General features: G+C 54.5%; 14 protein-coding genes. 8 read left to right on the top strand and 6 right to left on the bottom strand.

Annotation, left to right across the window (positions count from 1 at the left end):
- Positions 1–6: 6 nt before the first annotated feature.
- The 3 genes from AC23NW_RS00330 (at position 7) to AC23NW_RS00320 (ending at position 6098) form a co-directional block, all read left to right on the top strand.
- Positions 7–3480, top strand: coding sequence for a DUF1553 domain-containing protein (locus tag AC23NW_RS00330; protein WP_487446954.1), 3474 nt, complete (start codon positions 7–9; stop codon positions 3478–3480).
- 4 nt (positions 3481–3484) lie between these two features.
- Positions 3485–4927, top strand: a complete 1443-nt coding sequence (locus tag AC23NW_RS00325; protein WP_487446953.1) for a DUF1501 domain-containing protein — start codon at positions 3485–3487, stop codon at positions 4925–4927.
- Positions 4928–5084: 157 nt separating this feature from the next.
- Positions 5085–6098: a family 43 glycosylhydrolase gene (locus AC23NW_RS00320; protein ID WP_487446951.1), complete on the top strand. Its 1014-nt coding sequence runs from the start codon at positions 5085–5087 to the stop codon at positions 6096–6098.
- 64 nt (positions 6099–6162) lie between these two features.
- Here AC23NW_RS00320 and AC23NW_RS00315 read toward each other — a convergent pair whose 3' ends face one another.
- Positions 6163–7047 carry an SDR family oxidoreductase gene (locus AC23NW_RS00315; RefSeq protein WP_487446949.1) on the bottom strand — a complete coding sequence of 295 codons (885 nt, stop codon included), beginning with the start codon at positions 7045–7047 and terminating at the stop codon, positions 6163–6165.
- A 109-nt stretch (positions 7048–7156) separates the two neighbouring features.
- Positions 7157–7747, bottom strand: coding sequence for a Crp/Fnr family transcriptional regulator (locus AC23NW_RS00310; protein WP_487446947.1), 591 nt, complete (start codon positions 7745–7747; stop codon positions 7157–7159).
- Between the two features lie 243 nt (positions 7748–7990).
- On the opposite strand from AC23NW_RS00310, the gene AC23NW_RS00305 reads away from it, so the two are divergent.
- Positions 7991–9118, top strand: coding sequence for a mechanosensitive ion channel family protein (locus AC23NW_RS00305; RefSeq protein WP_310587053.1), 1128 nt, complete (start codon positions 7991–7993; stop codon positions 9116–9118).
- Here the strand turns inward: AC23NW_RS00305 and AC23NW_RS00300 are convergent.
- Entirely contained in the window at positions 9115–11088 is a 1974-nt protein-coding gene (locus AC23NW_RS00300) for a helix-turn-helix domain-containing protein (protein ID WP_293834315.1), read from the bottom strand. The genes AC23NW_RS00305 and AC23NW_RS00300 overlap by 4 nt on opposite strands.
- A 209-nt stretch (positions 11089–11297) precedes the next feature.
- Here AC23NW_RS00300 and AC23NW_RS00295 point away from each other — a divergent pair, with 209 nt between their 5' ends.
- Both AC23NW_RS00295 and AC23NW_RS00290 read left to right on the top strand, forming a co-directional pair.
- On the top strand, positions 11298–11819 hold the full coding sequence (locus AC23NW_RS00295) for a hypothetical protein (RefSeq protein ID WP_487446945.1): 522 nt from the start codon (positions 11298–11300) through the stop codon (positions 11817–11819).
- 34 nt (positions 11820–11853) lie between these two features.
- Positions 11854–12297, top strand: a complete 444-nt coding sequence (locus AC23NW_RS00290; protein WP_487446943.1) for a hypothetical protein — start codon at positions 11854–11856, stop codon at positions 12295–12297.
- Between the two features lie 81 nt (positions 12298–12378).
- On the opposite strand, the gene ytxJ is transcribed toward AC23NW_RS00290, so the two are convergent.
- A complete protein-coding gene (ytxJ, locus tag AC23NW_RS00285) occupies positions 12379–12708 on the bottom strand; it encodes a bacillithiol system redox-active protein YtxJ (protein ID WP_487446942.1) in 330 nt (109 codons plus the stop codon).
- A gap of 111 nt (positions 12709–12819) precedes the next feature.
- On the opposite strand from ytxJ, the gene AC23NW_RS00280 reads away from it, so the two are divergent.
- Both AC23NW_RS00280 and rsgA read left to right on the top strand, forming a co-directional pair.
- The gene (locus AC23NW_RS00280) at positions 12820–14097 is read left to right on the top strand and encodes a 3-deoxy-D-manno-octulosonic acid transferase (RefSeq protein ID WP_487446941.1); all 1278 of its coding nucleotides are present in this window, start codon (positions 12820–12822) and stop codon (positions 14095–14097) included.
- Positions 14098–14139: 42 nt separating this feature from the next.
- Positions 14140–15069, top strand: coding sequence for a ribosome small subunit-dependent GTPase A (gene rsgA / locus AC23NW_RS00275; protein ID WP_487446940.1), 930 nt, complete (start codon positions 14140–14142; stop codon positions 15067–15069).
- 117 nt (positions 15070–15186) lie between these two features.
- Here the strand turns inward: rsgA and AC23NW_RS00270 are convergent, their stop codons facing one another.
- Positions 15187–15522 (bottom strand): translation initiation factor, encoded by a 336-nt coding sequence (locus AC23NW_RS00270; RefSeq protein WP_487446939.1) that lies wholly within the window; start codon positions 15520–15522, stop codon positions 15187–15189.
- Complete coding sequence (locus AC23NW_RS00265) at positions 15519–16910, bottom strand: APC family permease (protein WP_487446938.1); 1392 nt, start codon at positions 16908–16910, stop codon at positions 15519–15521. The genes AC23NW_RS00270 and AC23NW_RS00265 overlap by 4 nt, the downstream gene beginning before the upstream one ends.
- Between the last annotated feature and the right edge of the window lie 153 nt (positions 16911–17063).

Below are 17063 nucleotides of genomic sequence, written 5' to 3'. Positions count from 1 at the left end.
CATCGTATGCATTACTGGTCCGACATACGAGTCCGTTATCTAAGCCTTTTCTCTGCGGCCGGTCTGCTGGCCTCAGCGGTCTGGTTTACGGCCTGTAACCGGCACACTGAAAAGCCCGCCGAACTACTCGCGCTGGATAATACGCTGCCCAAAACCGTCGATTACAACCTGCATATCAAGCCGATTTTGTCGGACCGGTGCTTTGCCTGCCACGGCCCGGATAAGAACAAACAGAAGGCTGGTCTGCGGCTCGACATTGCCGATAATGCCTACGACAAACTGGAAAGCGGCAACCGCGCCATCGTTCCCGGCGATGTTGACGGCAGTGAGCTTTACCACCGCATCATGAGTACCGATCCGGAGATGATGATGCCGACGCCGGAATCGCACCTGTCGCTGAGCACGGAAGAAAAAGCCCTGCTCGTGCGCTGGATTGAGCAGGGTGCCGAATACAAGCCCCACTGGTCGCTGGTCGCTCCGGCCATGGCGGACATACCCGTCGTTAAAAACAAGGCGTGGGTCCGCAATGACATCGACCGGTTTGTGGCGCAGAAACACGAAGAAAAAGGCCTGAAACCAGCCCCCGAAGCGGATCGGGCGACCTTGCTCCGGCGGGTCAGTCTCGACCTGACCGGCCTGCCCCCGACCGCCGCGGATGTTGAGACCTTCCTGGCCGACAAATCAGCGGACGCCTACGAAAAGGCTGTTGACCGGCTGCTGGCCAGCCCGCACTTCGGCGAACGACAAGCCAGTGACTGGCTCGATGTGGCCCGCTATGCCGACACCCACGGCTATCAGGATGACGGATTACGGACCTCCTGGCCGTACCGCGACTGGGTCATCCGGGCCTTTAACCAGAATCTGTCGTACGACAAATTTGTGACCTGGCAGCTGGCAGGCGATATGTTGCCGACCCCCGAACACCCGCGCCCGACCCGCGACATGCTGATTGCCACGGCCTTCAACCGGAACCACCAGCAAAGTCAGGAAGGTGGTATTGTGGATGAAGAATACCGGGTGGAATACGTGGCCGACCGGACCAACACTTTCGGCAAGGCGTTTCTGGGCCTGACCGTTGAATGCGCCCGCTGTCACGACCACAAGTATGACCCGATCAGCCAGAAGGATTATTATTCGCTGTATGCCTTCTTCAACAGCAACAATGACCGTGGCCAGATTCCGTATAACGGGGAAGCCGCGCCGACCATCACCCTCCTGTCGAAAGATGCGGAAGCGAAGGTAAAATACATTCAGAAGCAACTGCAGCCGGTTGAACAGCAGCTCAACACCAACCGCCCCGAATACCAGCAGCGGTTCGGGCAGTGGCTGGCCAAAGCCGAACAGAAACCAGCCCCGACCGACAAACTCGGTCTGATTGCGCATTACACCTTCGATGAGGCTGACCGTGTCAACTTCAAGGAATTTGCAAAGCAGGAGGAGATCCGGAAAAAGCAGGAACAGGAGAAAAAGAAACAGGAAGAAGCGCTGCGGGCCGCCGGTAAACTGAAGCCGGAACCGCCGAAAGAACCGGAAAAGCCTAAACGTAAATCGTGGGCCGAACTGGAAAAAGACCCGCGTAATGCGTTTAAAAATACGGTCAACGATACCATTCCGGCGCGGATGAGCGGTGATATGGAGCGGTTTCCGAAATCGGTGCCGGGGCGCTTCGGCAAAGCCCGGTATCTGTTCGGCGACAGCCAGATTCAGTTACCGTATGAGTTTGCCGTTTTTGAACAAAATCAGCCGTTTACACTCAGTGCCTGGTTCAATCTGTCGAAGCCGGGGCTGGAAGGCACGCTTATGGGCCGGACCGCCGGACCGATGGACGGGCAGCGCGGCTATGAGGTTGATCTCCTGAAAGACGGCCGCGTTAAGGTCATGCTGAGCCATGTCTGGCCAAATAACGCCCTCGATATTGAAAGCGTTGAAAAAGTACCTGTCAATCAGTGGTTCCAGATTGCGATGACGTATGATGGCTTCGGCCATACACGGGGTGTTAAGCTGTATCTGAACGGAAAGCCGATGGAAACACAGGTAATCACCGATAACCTGCACCACAGCATCATTTACGGCAAGAATAAAACGCACTGGGCACAACACTCGTTCTACGTCGGCCGTATGCACGACTATTACCTGAAGGACGTGGCTGTCGATGAGCTCAAACTATTTGACCGCGCCCTGAGCCCGATTGAAATGCCGCGCCTCGCCGGACAGCCGGATGCGCTGCTGGAAGCGCTGCGGACACCGGCCGACGACCGGACGGCCGAACAACGCGCCGGCCTGTACAATTTTTACGTTTCGACCGTTGATGCCGGATACAAGAAGGTCTATGACGACGCAATGAAGCTGCGCGGCGAGTCGATGATGATTTTTACCAATGCGGATCAGGTGATGACCATGACGGAGCGCAAGTTTCCGCGGCAGACGTTTATTCTGAAGCGCGGGGCCTACGACGCGCCCGGCGATGAGGTCCAGCCCAACACGCCCGAACAGCTGCTTAAATTTTCCGGCGATGCCCCGAAAAACCGCCTCGGGCTGGCCCAATGGCTCCTCGACAAAGAAAATCCCCTGTTCAGCCGTGTGATTGTTAACCGCATCTGGCAACAGTATTTCGGTCAGGGTCTGGTGAAAACCAGTGATGATTTCGGCAATCAGGGCAACCTGCCGTCGCACCTGGAACTGCTGGATTACCTGGCCGTCAGCTTCCGCGAAAGCGGCTGGAACGTGAAAGCGCTGCATAAGAAAATCGTGATGTCGGCCACCTATCGCCAGTCTTCATCGGTACCGGAAACCATTCGGGAAAAAGATTACGACAATACGTTCCTGACGCGCGGGGCAAGCTACCGGATGTCGGCCGAACAGGTCCGGGATAATGCGCTGGTCGCGGGCGGGCTGCTCAGCCGGCACGTTGGCGGACCCAGCGTCCGGCCCTACCAGCCGGCGGGTATCTGGGAAGCACTGGCTACACGGAACGCCGTTAAATACATTGAAAGTCAGGGCGACAGTCTATACCGGCGGTCTTTATATACGATCTGGAAACGGTCGTCACCGCCACCGATGATGCTCAACTTCGACGCGGCCGAGCGGCATACCTGCACCGTCCGCCGGCAGAAAACGTCCACGCCGTTACAAGCGCTCGTAACGCTGAACGACCCGCAGTTTGTGGAAGCCGCCCGTGCCCTGGCCCAGCAGACGCTGAAAACGTATCCGGCAACGGGCGGTCAGCCTTCAGACGCGGCGGTCTCGTACCTGTTCAAAGCCATCATCAGCCGTCCCGCCCGTCCGGCGGAGGTCACGCTGATGCAGCAACTTTACGCCGAAGAACTGCGCGATTTCCGCGCTAATCCAAAGCGGACCTCAGACTTGCTGACCGTTGGCCGCCATCCGGTTGACCGCCAGCTTCCACCAGCGGACCTGGCTGCGCTGACCATTGTCGCCAGCACTGTTATGAATTTCGACGAAGCAATCATTAAACGATAAGATCATGTCTGACATTCAGGATCAATTACACGACATGATGAGCCGCCGGACGTTCCTCGGCCAGACGAGTGCGGGCATCGGTACACTGGCGCTCGCGTCGCTGCTGAATCCGGTTTCCGCGTCGGCATCCGAAGGCCCCGCGTTAGGCAAGCCCCACTTCCCGCCGAAGGTAAAACGGGTTATCTACCTGTTTCAGAGCGGTGCCCCCTCGCAGCTGGAGTTGTTCGACTACAAGCCGCGTCTCGAAAAAATGTGGGGACAGGACCTGCCCGAATCGGTACGCAAAGGCCAGCGGCTGACCGGTATGTCGGCGGGCCAGAGCCGTTTTCCGCTGGCAGCGTCAAAATTCAAATTTGCGCAGCATGGCCCCGGCCGCATGTGGATCAGTGAACTGCTGCCGTATACATCGACGGTGGCCAATGACCTGACATTTATCCGGACCATGCACACCGAAGCCATTAACCATGACCCTGCCGTTACGTTTATCCAGACGGGCTCGCAGCAGGGCGGCCGGCCGAGCTTCGGGTCGTGGATCAGCTACGGACTCGGGTCAGACAACCAGAACCTGCCGTCCTTTGTGGTGCTGCTGTCCAAAGGCCGCGATGGTGACCAGCCGCTTTATGCCAAGCTCTGGAGCAACGGCTTCCTGCCGTCGGTGCATCAGGGGGTAGTTTTCCGGTCGGGACCCGATCCGGTGTTTTACCTCAACAACCCGCCGGGCGTTGACCGGACCAGCCGCCGCCGCATGCTCGACTACCTGACGAAGCTGCATCAGGAGCAGGCAAAGCACGTCCTCGATCCGGAGATCAACAACCGGATGGCGCAGTATGAGATGGCCTACCGCATGCAGGCATCCGTGCCTGAAACACTCGATATTTCTAAAGAACCCGCCTATATTTTCGACATGTACGGCCCCGAAAGCCGGAAACCGGGCACGTTTGCCGCCAACTGCCTGCTAGCCCGGAAGCTGATCGAAAAAGACGTGAAGTTTGTCCAGTTATACCATCAGGGTTGGGATCAGCACGGCAACCTGCCCAATGATATTCAGATTCAGACGAAGAGTGTTGACCAGGCGTCGGCAGCGCTGATTATGGACCTGAAACAGCGTGGACTACTCGACGAAACGCTGGTCATCTGGGGCGGCGAGTTCGGCCGGACCAACTATTCGCAGGGCAAACTAACCCGCGACAATTACGGCCGCGACCATCATCCGCGCTGCTACACGATCTGGATGGCGGGTGCGGGCGTCAAAAAAGGCCTCGTTTACGGCGAAACCGACGAATTCGGCTACAACATCGCCCGCGATCCGGTACACGTCCACGATTTTCAGGCGACGGTGATGCACCTGATGGGCCTCGACCATGAGCAGATGACCTTTAAGTTTCAGGGCCGCCGCTACCGCCTGACCGATGTGCACGGCACGGTGGTGAAACCGCTGCTGGCGTAAACTGGTAATTGGCGTAAACCTTCCAGGAACAGGGCCGCCTGGCGGTTTTGAACTTCCTGGAAGGTCGGAACTGGGTATACTATCAACAAACGGGTAGTTTCCGGCAGTCTGGGCACTTTTACTGGTGTTATTACAACCCCGTTAAGTCCCTGACGCGATGAAAAACTCCTTCGCCGGTTTATTTCTGTTTCTGCTCCTGACCGGCAGCACCGCCTGGCTGCGCCCACAACCCAGTACCCGATACGACACCCCGAAAATGATGTATGGCGACCGGTCGAGGCTGGGCCGCCCGTATGCCAAAGACCCGCATGTGGTCCGGTTCAAAGGCCGTTACCTGATGTATTTCTCGATACCAGGCTACACGGATTCCATCGGCACGAAACATGGCTGGGGCATTGGTGTCGCGGAAAGCAAAAACCTGACCGACTGGCGGAAAATTGCCGAAATTCCGCCGGTGGCCGATTATGAAAAAGCGGGGATCTGTGCGCCGGGTGCACTGGTAAAAGACGGCAAGGTGCAGTTATTTTACCAGACCTACGGCGGCGGCCCTAAAGACGCGATCTGCCATGCCTGGTCGGCAGACGGCATTCATTTTACCCGCAACGAAACCAACCCGATTTTCCGGCCGACCGGTGCCTGGAACTGTGGCCGTGCCATTGATGCAGAAGTCTATCCATTTAAAGGTCAGTATTTTCTCTATTTTGCCACGCGCGATCCGGAGTATAAAAAACAGATTCTGGGCGTAGCCGTTGCGCCGCTGAAAACGTCGTTTAACCGCGAGGAGTGGAAACAGCTTTCTACCGACGGGCCGATCCTGAAACCGGAACTGCCGTGGGAAGGCGAATGCATCGAAGGAGCCTCGGTCATTGAGCGGAACGGCGAACTGGTCATGTTCTATGCCGGTGCCTACAACAACTGGCCGCAGCAGATCGGCATCGCCCACAGCCGCGACGGACTGCACTGGGAACGGATGCAAAACGAACCGTTTCTGAAAAACGGGGCACCAGGCACCTGGAACAGCAGCGAGTCGGGCCACCCGCATATTTTTGAAGACCGCAACAAGCACACGCGGCTGTTTTACCAAGGCAACAACGACAAGGGCCGCACGTGGCTGCTGTCCAACGAGCCGGTCAGCTGGCAGGGAAGCAAACCGGCCCTGGCGAGTGAGTGAGCAAACGAGGTATTAACAGAAAAGCTCTCCCAGAAAGCGGGTCGCTTGTGGGAGAGCTTTTCTGTTAATGGCCGAAATAATGCCCCATGTTCAGGTCGTCGAGCAAACCAGGGTGCCGGGGTGACCAGTTCAGCGATTCTTTTGTTCCGGTAGCCGATGCCGGACTATCAAACATGATAAACCGGCTCATCCACTCAAAATGAGCCTCAGCATCCTCCGCCGGAATCGAGGTAACCGGCAAATTCAGGTGTTCACCGATAACACCGGCAATCTCACGAAACGGTATTCCTTCGTCGCCGATCGCATTATAACGGCTTCCCTTCTCGCCTTTTTCCAGTGCGAGCCGGAACACCCGCGCGGCATCCAGCCGGTGCACCGCCGGCCAGCGGTTTATGCCCTCGCCGACATAGGCCGACACACCGTGCTTTCTGGCCATACCGATGATAAACGGCACAAACCCATAATCGCCCCGGTCATGCACAGACGGTGGCAGCCGGATGACCGACGCCCTTACACCAGCCTCTGCCAGTGCCATGGCCGCGGCCTCCGAAGCGCGCGGAAAGCCGGGAGCCGGATCCTGTTCCGTGATCAGTTGACCATCGGTCCGCACGCCCAGAATGCCGGCGGTTACTACCAGCGGACGGTCCGTTCCCTGTAATACTGAACCTATCGCCTCAATTGCTTTCCTGTCCGTTTCGGCAGCTGCCAGATACCGGCTGAAATCGTGAATAAACGCCGCATGAATTACGCCGTCGGCAGCGGCAGCACCCTTTTTCAGGCTGTCGGGGTCTTCGAGGTTACCTTCCAGCACATCGGCACCGGCGCTGACCAGTGCTGCCGCCGACGCTTCTGAGCGGGCAAGACCGGTCACCTGATGCCCGGCCTGTAGTAATTCCTGTACAATGGCGGAGCCGATAAAGCCACTGGCCCCTGTTACGAATACGCGCATATAATTTACCTGTTTTTTCGGAGCATTGCGTACCGGAACACCCGGCAGTCCCTGCTCTCTGTCAGACAAAATTGCGGAACAGGCGTGGGCAAAAAGAGGACATTTGACCCTATTTTATGTCTTGTGGCAATTGAGCGTGCCGGATACGGGTCAGGGTTTTGAGCGAAACGCCCAGATAAGACGCTACCATCCGCAGCGGCACCCGCAACAGAATGCCGGGATGGGTTTCAATAAACTCTTCGTACTTCATGGCCGGCGTTGCACTGATCGTTTTATACAGGCGGTTGCGGCTGATAAACAGATTATTGGCAATCAGCTGTTCCGAAAACGCTTTCAGGGCCGGGATGTGCTGAAACAGCGCGTTAAAACTATCCCGGCTCCACAGCAGCAGCTGCGTTTCTTCCAGCGCATCAATGTAATGTACCGAAGGAACCTGATTGGTGTAACTCTCTCCGTCGGTCAGCCAGTTCTGTTCCGGCGAAAACTGGAGCGTATGTTCAACACCATCGGGACTGACACGATAGGTGCGCAGCAACCCGCTGAGCACAAACATTTTGTAGCGACACATCTCCCCTGGCTGCAACAGCAACTCTTTTTTCCGGATGGTCCGGATAGTAGCCACCTGCGTAATCTGCCGGATGTCCTCATCCGATAAGGCGGGGCAATGAAGCTTCATGTAGTGATCAAACAGGGCTGACATAACGGCTTGTGTTTCTAATAGCAACGGCGGTAACGTGCTGTTTTTCCGTGCATCCTGAGGTAGCAGCAGCAAATACCGGGCAAAAGTTCCCGCTGTCTGTTTTGTCCTGATTATCTTCACGGCCAGGCCGGCCGCATCAGGCGGGAGCAACATCAACAAATCATTACCCGCAAAACATACAAACCCTGATCACGTTTAGGTAATACACGTGGCTTTGTTATTTTGCTCCACGAAGCATACCACATGGAAAAAATACAACACTACCTCAAAAACATTGACTGGGATCTTACCTGGCGGATGGCGACCCGGAATGGCTGGCTCCTGATGGCTACCACAACCATTGCCGGCGTGCTGTTCTGCTTCATTGTTTCCCAGATCATCACGTTTGTGCTGCGACGGCGGCCGGTCGCCCTGCTGACGCTGCTCCGGACCTATGTGCGGGAAGCCTTTTACGTGTTTGTCCCGACCTTATTTTTTCTGGTCGCCGCCAATATTCAGTCCGGCCGTTTTCTGCGGCAGCATCCGCTGGTCGATAAGTTCTCGGAAGTATTGTTCATCGCCTCGTCTATCTGGATGATTCTGCGGCTCCTGAAAGTCGGCGAGCTGTTAATTATCCGGCATTACGATCCGGCCCAGGACATCAATATTTCGCAGCGGAAGTTTGTTACACAACTCCATTTTCTCCGGCGGCTCATCTCGCTGATCGTCGTCATTGTCGGGATTTCGCTTATCCTGATCACGTTTCAGGGCAGTCGTAAACTCGGTCTCAGTGTACTGACATCGGCAGGTATCTTCTCGGTACTGATCGGTTTTGCGGCCCAGAAAACGCTGGCTAACCTGCTGGCCGGCATTCAGATTGCCCTGACGCAGCAAATCCGGATCAGCGACGCCGTGCTGGTCGAAAACGAATGGGGCCGCGTCGAGGAAATTAATCTGACCAACGTGGTTGTGCGGGTCTGGGACCGGCGGCGGCTTATTCTGCCAATTACGTATTTTGTCGAAACCCCGTTCCAGAACTGGACCCGCAACGACTCGTCGATTATCGGTACGGTCATGCTGTATCTGGATTACAGCGTTCCTGTTGACAAGCTGCGGGAGAAGACACAGGAAATTGTCGAAGCCGACCCGCTGTGGGATAAGCAGGTATTTGCCGTGCAGGTAACCGACACGCTGCAAACCTGCATTCAGGTTCGTATCCTGGTCTCTGCCCAGGACTCGCCGTCGGCCTTTGACCTGCGGTGTCATATCCGCGAAAAAATCATTGAATTTCTGCGTGATACCTACCCGCAAAGCCTGCCTCAGACCCGGATTCAGTTTACCGGCGAGGGGCCTGCCAACGGCATTCCGGACGGGCAGCCGTTACGAAGCTAAGCCACCTCACGGATCGCATTCATATACTCACTGGGCGTTTGCCGGGTAATTTTTTTAAATGCCCGGTTAAACGCCGTTTTTGAGTTAAAGCCGACCTCAAACGCCAGACTCAGCAACGTATAGTTTTTGAAGCGCGGATCATCAAGCCGGTGCTTCAGCTCCTCGACCCGATAGTGGTTGATAAAATCGAAAAAGTTCTTGTCAAACCCTTCGTTAATCACCTTCGAAAGCAGATACGGCTGCATCTTTAGCTTCGAGGCCAGTTCGTTGATCGTCAGGTTGGGGTTTGTGTAGAGCTTATTACGGAGCAAATACGATTCTACCTGCTCTTTCAGAACCTGCAATTCGCCGTCGGGCAGCGGTTCGGCCTTATGGGTCGGCGTTTCGATCACGGCCGGTACAACCACTTCATGCACCTCGTTGAGGATCATCGGCGGCATGTCTTCTTCTACAGGCACCGGTTTGCCGGGTGTCAGCAACGGAATAGCGGGCGTATTATCAAATAACCCGACCGGTTGTATCGACGCCGGCACCTTGAAAATTTCCGGCTGATGGATGGCAAAATAGCCCAGGAAATAAATGATCGTCGAGAACACCAGCCAGATTGCATCGACATGCCGGGCCGCCACCGTTGTCGGATCGTACCCTAAAAGCTTACTGCCCGCAATAAAGAGGAACAGGGTCGCCCACAGCACCAGACAGATGGCCTGGATGGTCAGTACCGTATAGAGGTACTGGATATTATGCTCGAAGGAGTGGCTCGTTTCGTATTCCTGCTGATAATGGCGGATCGTGCGGCGGCACAGCAGCCAGTAACCGGCATTAAACAGAAGTGCCGCAAAGCCGCCGCCCAAAAACAGACTCATCACAAACACATCCTGATTGACAATATCAATCTGGAACTGCTTGCTGTTCATGAACGCAAACGGCAGGTAAATCAGCACCTGCACTCCTGCCGGAATAAACCGGTACGACCAGTTCCGTACTTTCCGGCCCGACCGGTACAGCAGTTTGTTGATGTAAATGTAAAACAGCGGCCCGTAGGTAAACAGAATCACGTCAGACAGCAGCACCAGCTTGGTGTACGACTGCGCCACGTCCCGGTAATTGGCAAAAATCCGGATGAAAATAGCGAATGACGACAAGCCCAGCAGAATCACCAGCCACCGGTTAGCCGCCTGATTATAGTTCTGAATCGTCGGGATGGCAATGATCAGCAAAATGCCCTGAAAGGCCGAAAACAGCAGCAGCAGGTCATATACCGAGTAAAAGTTAAACGTCCCCGACAGATCCTCCCAGCTTTGAATCTGTAGTTCAATCGACTCATTGTTGATATTATCGCCGCGCAGGATCACACGGTTGGCGCGGGCCTTACCATTTTCGCGCCCTTCGACCGAGTCCCAGTTACCCCGCGTAAACTTGAACTCCAGCTTTTCCAGATCGGTATAAACCGACACCCGGTAGGTCCCGTCGAACTGGCGTTTCAGCAGCAGCGACTCATCGCCCGGATTCCATTTGTTGAAATTACCTGTAATATAAATTTTTGCATCGTGTGGTGTATTGTCCGGAACCTGCGTGATGACAAAGCGGTAAGCCGGCTTAAACTCCCAGGACTCAACCGTAATCTGAATATGGTTCGGGTCAGGTTCAAAAGGGCGGTTATATACCCGGTTCGGTCGTTGTTTGCCTTCAGGGCCGCCTTCCACCGTCATCCAGCTTCCCTGCGTCAGTTTATATTCAAAGTGTTTCAGCGTATCCGGGAGCGTAATCGAGTAGGATCCGTTGGCGCCTTTTTTCAGTTTATATGCCGGGTCGCCCGGGTTCCAGTTGTTAAAATCACCGGCAATATACAGCCCCGACGTCAGTGGCAACAGGGGTGGACTTTTTACCACCTCAATCACCAGTTGCGCCTGACCGGTAAATGCCAGCAGCCATAACAAACAGAAAAGAAAGACTACATTGAGTCGCATAAGCAGCGCGATGTGATGAATCTAAGGTATCAAAAATACGGACAAAAGGCGATAGGTTAACTACCGCATTCCAAATCTTATTGGGCGTTCCGGATGTGTTATGTATACACTAATTGATACTTGAGTTAGCTTTTTCATATAAAAACTTTTCAGATAGAAATAAGTTAATTACCTGTACACCGTGTCTGATCACGGGTATACTCAACGCTATGAACACAGATGAAAAAAATGGTCCCGATAAAAAAGGGGCTCAGATAAACGGCCGGAGCGAGGGTCCTTACGGCACAGACGGCTCCGACATCGACTCACGCGTACAGGATAATAAACATCAGGAAGAACTGGAGAATTCGGCCAACGGGCTGGACAGTGTGCAGGTACGCGGCGGTCAGGATGGCCGCAACAGCCGCGGCATTGCCAGCACCGATATGGACAGTAAAAACGGGCTGCTCCGGTTCAACGATACCGACGATGCCAACAGCGCCGTAGAGGTCACCGAAGAAGCGCAGCACAGCATTGCCGCTGATGATCCGAACGCCAGCAAAACTGCATCCGTCGACGTGACTACGCACGGTCCGGACGACTATGCCTCTGCGGAGGACGTAGAAACGCCGGAAGCCGAAAAAGAAGCGAAGGAACATGAGAAACCGGAAAATCCGTATGCCGATAACAACAAGGAGGCCGATGACATCGCCCGTACCGGCACGTCAACGGAGCATAAACCGGCGTATTAACAATAATCTTACACCTTTTTAACTAAACAACGTTATGAGCGTCTCAAGTAATCAACGGAAAGAATCAACAGATTCATATGCGTCACAGGCCATGCACAGCCCGATGGGTTTAGCGCCTGAACTGTCGCAGCTGAGCGACCGGCAACTGGAAAACGAACTACCCTCAAAACGGGCAGACAGTAACGATACCGATGTGCCGGGCGATTATGTAGAAGCCAAAAGTCTGGCCGCCGAAAATGACGATGCGACCACAGAAGCAGATATTGAAGAAGCGAAACGCGCGTCGTGGGGACAACCGCCGATCGATGCCGAAAACGCGACGATCGATCCGGCAAACCCGATGGTAGCCTACCAGCCGGAAAGCGCACCGGGTGCTGATGTAACACCGCCGGACGGAGCCTGGAACAAGTCTACGGCTGAAGGCGGCCTTGCCCCGTCAAGTGCCGACGAGCCCGACAAAACAACCGGAAACGCATAGACATGGAAAATGGATAATGTACAATGGAAGGCGTGACCGCATCATTCATTGTACATTATCCATTTTCCATTATTCATTAATTTAAACAGCCTGTTTAACGCTGTCGAACGAAATGCCCATGTGGGACGCATCGTAGACGCATGCGCCGTTGTGAATCAGCAAAACCTGCGGCGACTCGTGCTGTACGCCGAATACGTCGGCCACCTGATTTGACACAGACCGGTCGGCAATCAAATCCAGGTAATACGGCTTAATACCGGCCGCATCACTCCAGTTACGCTCCATCCGGCTCAGCGCCATCGAACTGATCGAACAACGGGTACTGTGTTTAAAGATCATCACCGGTTGTGTGGCCGATTCTTCCTTAATCGCATCAAGCTGAGATTCGCTGGTTAGTTTATTCCAATTCATGTTGTCTGACTACATTCTTTGGCTATTTAACCCGAATTTATAACCGAAAAGTTCAGGTTTCTTGCCGGATGCCTACCTTTGCGGCTCAGTTTTCACTAAACGACTTCCGGCTTGTTTTCGGCACTTTATCATACATCTATCTATCTGTATCAGGGGCTTTTGCAGGTAATTGCCCCGCTGAACCCTAAAGCAAAACTATGGGTCGACGGGCGGCGCAACTGGTCTGAGCGACTGGCCGGGGCCATGGCCGGTAATACCGCTCCTGTTGCCTGGTTCCATGCGGCTTCGCTCGGGGAATTTGAGCAGGGCCGTCCTGTTATTGAGGCGTTCCGTCAGCAATATCCGGCTTATAATATCCTGCTGACGTTTTTTTCGCCGTCAGGCTACGAAGTACGGAAGAACTACGCCGGTGCCGATTTTATCGCTTACCTGCCGTCGGATACCCCTGCCAATGCCCGCCAGTTTGTGCAGCTTGCCAAGCCTTCCATCGTTTTTTTTATCAAATACGAGTTCTGGGCCAATTACCTGCATGAGCTGAAAGCGGCGCAGGTACCGGTCATCTCGTTCTCGGCCATTTTCCGGCCGGGGCAATTATTCTTCAAACCTTATGGCGGCTTTTATCGCTCACTGCTGAGCCATTTCGACCACATTCTGGTACAAAATGAGGTTTCGGTCCGGCTGCTCGGCAGCATCGGCTTTACCCGGACAACCCTCGCCGGCGACACCCGCTTCGACCGTGTTAAACAGGTAGCCGACCAGAAAAAGGAAATTCCCGTGGCCGCTGCATTCCGGCTCAACGTAGCTGCCACTCCCATGCCGGTGCTGGTGGTTGGCAGTGCCTGGCAACAGGACATGGATGTGCTGATTCCGTTTCTGAATGGATTTACAGAACCACTGAAGGTTATTATTGCGCCCCACGAAATTCACGACGACGAGATCGAAAAGTGGCGGCAACAACTCCGGAAAACATCGGTCCGCTATTCGCAGGTAACGGCCGGCGATACCGGTCAGCTGGCTGCGGCTGAGGTGCTGATCATTGATAATATCGGGATGCTGTCGTCGCTCTACCAGTACGGACAGTATGCCTACATCGGCGGCGCATTCGGCAAGGGGCTGCATAATATTCTCGAAGCGGCCACATTCAGCATGCCGTTGTTCTTTGGCCCGAATTATCGTAAATTTCAGGAAGCCATCGACTTAATTGCCGAAGGCGGGGCGGTTTCAGTCAACAATACGCAGGAGCTGGCAGCTGCTTTCGGACGGTTGTACCGCGACGACAGTGCCCGGCAAACAGCCTCGGCGACCAGCCGCAGCTATGTGGTACGGAACATTGGCGCAACCGCTAAGGTTATGCATATCGTTAACCAGCTATTGCCTGCCCGCCGGTAAACGACCAGGCGGGAGCATTCAATCAATTTAACTCATTACTACTTGGCACATCAAGGCTTAGTGATACGATCAACGGGTTCATGGTACGACGTCAGAGATAACGACGGCCATATTTACCGCGCCCGGCTGAAAGGGAAGTTTAAAATAAAAGGCCTCAAAGTCACCAACCCGATTGCGGTCGGCGACCGGGTGCAGTTTGAGGTCGAAGATAAAATCGAGAACACGGCAATCATTATCGACATTGAACCGCGGGAGAATTACATTATCCGGCAATCGGTGCATAAAACGGCTCACGGTCACATTCTGGCGGCTAACGTCGATCAGGCGGTTTTACTGGCCACGCTGACCATGCCCCGCACATCGCTGGGCTTCATTGACCGTTTTCTGGTAACCGCCGAAGCCTTCCGGATTCCGACCACGATTGTTTTTAACAAAGCCGATATTCTGAACGACGACGGGCTGGCGTACCAGCAGGAGATCATTGACCTCTACGAAAAGATTGGCTACAACTGCCTGATCACCGCCGCCCTCGAAGGCACGGGGGTTGATGAATTCAAGGCCCTGCTCGACAACAAGGTGACGCTCCTGTCGGGGCATTCGGGTGTCGGCAAATCAACGCTGGTTAACGCCATTTCGCCGGACCTCAACCTGCGCACAAGCGAGGTATCGACCTTTGCCAACAAAGGGGTGCACACAACAACGTTTGCCGAAATGTTTGAGCTTGGGCCGGATACGTACATCATCGACACGCCGGGCATCAAGGAGCTTGGGCTGTCCGATATGCAGAAAGAGGAGATCAGCCATTATTTTCCGGAAATGCGGGAGCTGCTCAACCAGTGTCGCTTCAATAACTGCCTGCATGTCAATGAGCCGGGCTGCGCCGTGAAAGACGCGGTCGGAGAAGGTGAGATTGCAGAAAGCCGGTACTGGAGTTACCTGGGCATGCTCAGCGGCGACGATAACCGGCGGTAAGTCAACGCGTTAACATTTACCACATAGGCACATGAGAAAACACAGCTTTTACTCTTTGTGTCCTGATGTGGCTATGTGGTAAATAACAGGAAATCTATTTTTCAGGCACCTTTTCGGTCACCCGCCTGCCTTTTTCGCTTTGTAACCTTTCTGGATCAGGAACGCCAGCACCTTTTCCCGATGATCGCCCTGAATCAGGATGTCGCCGTCTTTGGCCGATCCGCCCGTTCCGCAGGCATTTTTCAGCTGCTTTGCCAGGGCATTCAGGTCGGTGTCGGTGCCAATAAAGCCTTTCACCGCCGTCACCACTTTGTTGCCGCCAAGCCGCTCCAGCCATACCTTCAGACTCTGTTGAGCCGGTGCAAGGGTTTCGGCTTCCGGTTCATCGCCCGATTGGTAATTAAAGTCAGGGTCTGTTGAATAGACAACACCTGTCCGGTTTTTCTTACTCATAGTCCATTTTGTTTAGGCGCAAACGGCCATTGTTTCCGGATATTGGCCGTCAGCAGGAATACCACAACGCCCAGCGCGATGACGGTCAGTCCGGAGACCATAAACGACCAGCCTGTCGAGATAAAGATATACGACCAGACGGCAATGGCCAAAATTACCGGCAACGGATATAGCGGCATCCGGAACGGAAACTGCGATGTAGCTTTCCGCCGGTGCAGCAGCCAGAGCCCGATTGCCTGCCCGATAAACTGTACCACAATCCGCATGGCCAGAATTGCCGTGATCACATCCGACAGCCGGAACAGCAAACTGAAACCAAACGCAACCCCGCCCAGAAACAGTACCGATACGTACGGAAAATGGCGGGTCGGATGCAGCTTAGCAAAGATTTTGAAGAATTGACCGTCGACGGCAGCAGCATACGGCACCCGTGAATAACCGAGCATTACGGCAAACAGCGACGAAAACGCGACAATCAGTACCAGTCCGGTAGCGACACCGGCGGCTTTGGCACCGTAAATGGCTTCAATGACCGTGCTGACAATAAAGGTACTTTTCTGCGCTTCCTGCCACGGCACAACACTCACCACACTCAGGTTCAGCAGCATATACAACACAGTAATACCGGCGATGGAAATAAAAATACTCAGCGGAATATTCCGTTCCGGGTTCTTCATTTCACCACCCAGATGACAAACGTTGTAGTACCCCAAAAAGCAATAAATCGTTTTAACCGACGCCGCCCCGAGCCCCGCCGACAGCAGGTTGCCGTCGAGGTGCATCGCCTGCCCGAGCACGTCTGAAAACGAAACCGTTGCGTTGGTCAGCCCCCCGACAATGATCCAGCCGATGGTCAGCATAACCGCCACCCACAGCACCAGACTGATGCGCCCGATAGAGTCGATGCGCCGGTAAATCAGCATGGTAACAATAATTACTACCGTACCCGAAACGGCCTTCCCCGTCCATTCGTCGAGCGGGAACAGATAGGAAGCATACTGCGCAAAGCCAATCGACCCCGACGCGACCACCAGCGGGGCCTGAATCAGGGTCTGCCAGACATAGAGAAACGACAGCATTTTACCCCACCGCTCTTCGCCATACGCAATTTTGAGAAACTTGTAGCTACCCCCTGCCTGCGGGTATGCCGCGCCCAGTTCCGACCAGATAAAGGCGTCGATAAAGGACACCAGCGCCCCCAGTACCCACGCCCAGATAAAATTGGGTCCGCCCATGAGCTGAATAACCAGCGGCAGTACCACAAACGGCCCGATACCGACCATATCGATCATGTTCAGGGCCGTACCTTGTAACAAGCTTAGCCGGCGCAGCAGATGCGGGCTTTGCGGACTGCCCTGTCCGGCAGCAGAATCGGTAGAGTTACTCAATGACGTAGTAATTAGGCGTACAACCCATAAATAACGAAGCTCCGGTGAATAGTTCCGCGAATAGCCGGCCAACGGCCCGAAAAGCCGAATGTGGTCACAACATCTGTTTTTCTTCCTGATTAATACCCGGAAAAGTAGATTCTCGGTCCTGGG

This window comes from Arsenicibacter sp. R0_47 (assembly GCF_057652235.1).
This window is presented reverse-complemented; position numbering and strand designations above follow the sequence as displayed.

Bases quoted from the DNA above. Each gene is read 5' to 3' on its own strand.
- AC23NW_RS00300 (WP_293834315.1), bottom strand. From the start codon at position 11,088: ATGCGACTCAATGTAGTCTTTCTTTTCTGTTTGTTATGGCTGCTGGCA.
- AC23NW_RS00295 (WP_487446945.1), top strand. From the start codon at position 11,298: ATGAACACAGATGAAAAAAATGGTCCCGATAAAAAAGGGGCTCAGATA.
- AC23NW_RS00270 (WP_487446939.1), bottom strand. From the start codon at position 15,522: ATGAGTAAGAAAAACCGGACAGGTGTTGTCTATTCAACAGACCCTGAC.
- AC23NW_RS00315 (WP_487446949.1), bottom strand. From the start codon at position 7,047: ATGCGCGTATTCGTAACAGGGGCCAGTGGCTTTATCGGCTCCGCCATT.
- AC23NW_RS00305 (WP_310587053.1), top strand. From the start codon at position 7,991: ATGGAAAAAATACAACACTACCTCAAAAACATTGACTGGGATCTTACC.
- AC23NW_RS00325 (WP_487446953.1), top strand. From the start codon at position 3,485: ATGTCTGACATTCAGGATCAATTACACGACATGATGAGCCGCCGGACG.
- AC23NW_RS00320 (WP_487446951.1), top strand. From the start codon at position 5,085: ATGAAAAACTCCTTCGCCGGTTTATTTCTGTTTCTGCTCCTGACCGGC.
- AC23NW_RS00310 (WP_487446947.1), bottom strand. From the start codon at position 7,747: ATGTCAGCCCTGTTTGATCACTACATGAAGCTTCATTGCCCCGCCTTA.
- AC23NW_RS00330 (WP_487446954.1), top strand. From the start codon at position 7: ATGCATTACTGGTCCGACATACGAGTCCGTTATCTAAGCCTTTTCTCT.
- AC23NW_RS00290 (WP_487446943.1), top strand. From the start codon at position 11,854: ATGAGCGTCTCAAGTAATCAACGGAAAGAATCAACAGATTCATATGCG.
- ytxJ (WP_487446942.1), bottom strand. From the start codon at position 12,708: ATGAATTGGAATAAACTAACCAGCGAATCTCAGCTTGATGCGATTAAG.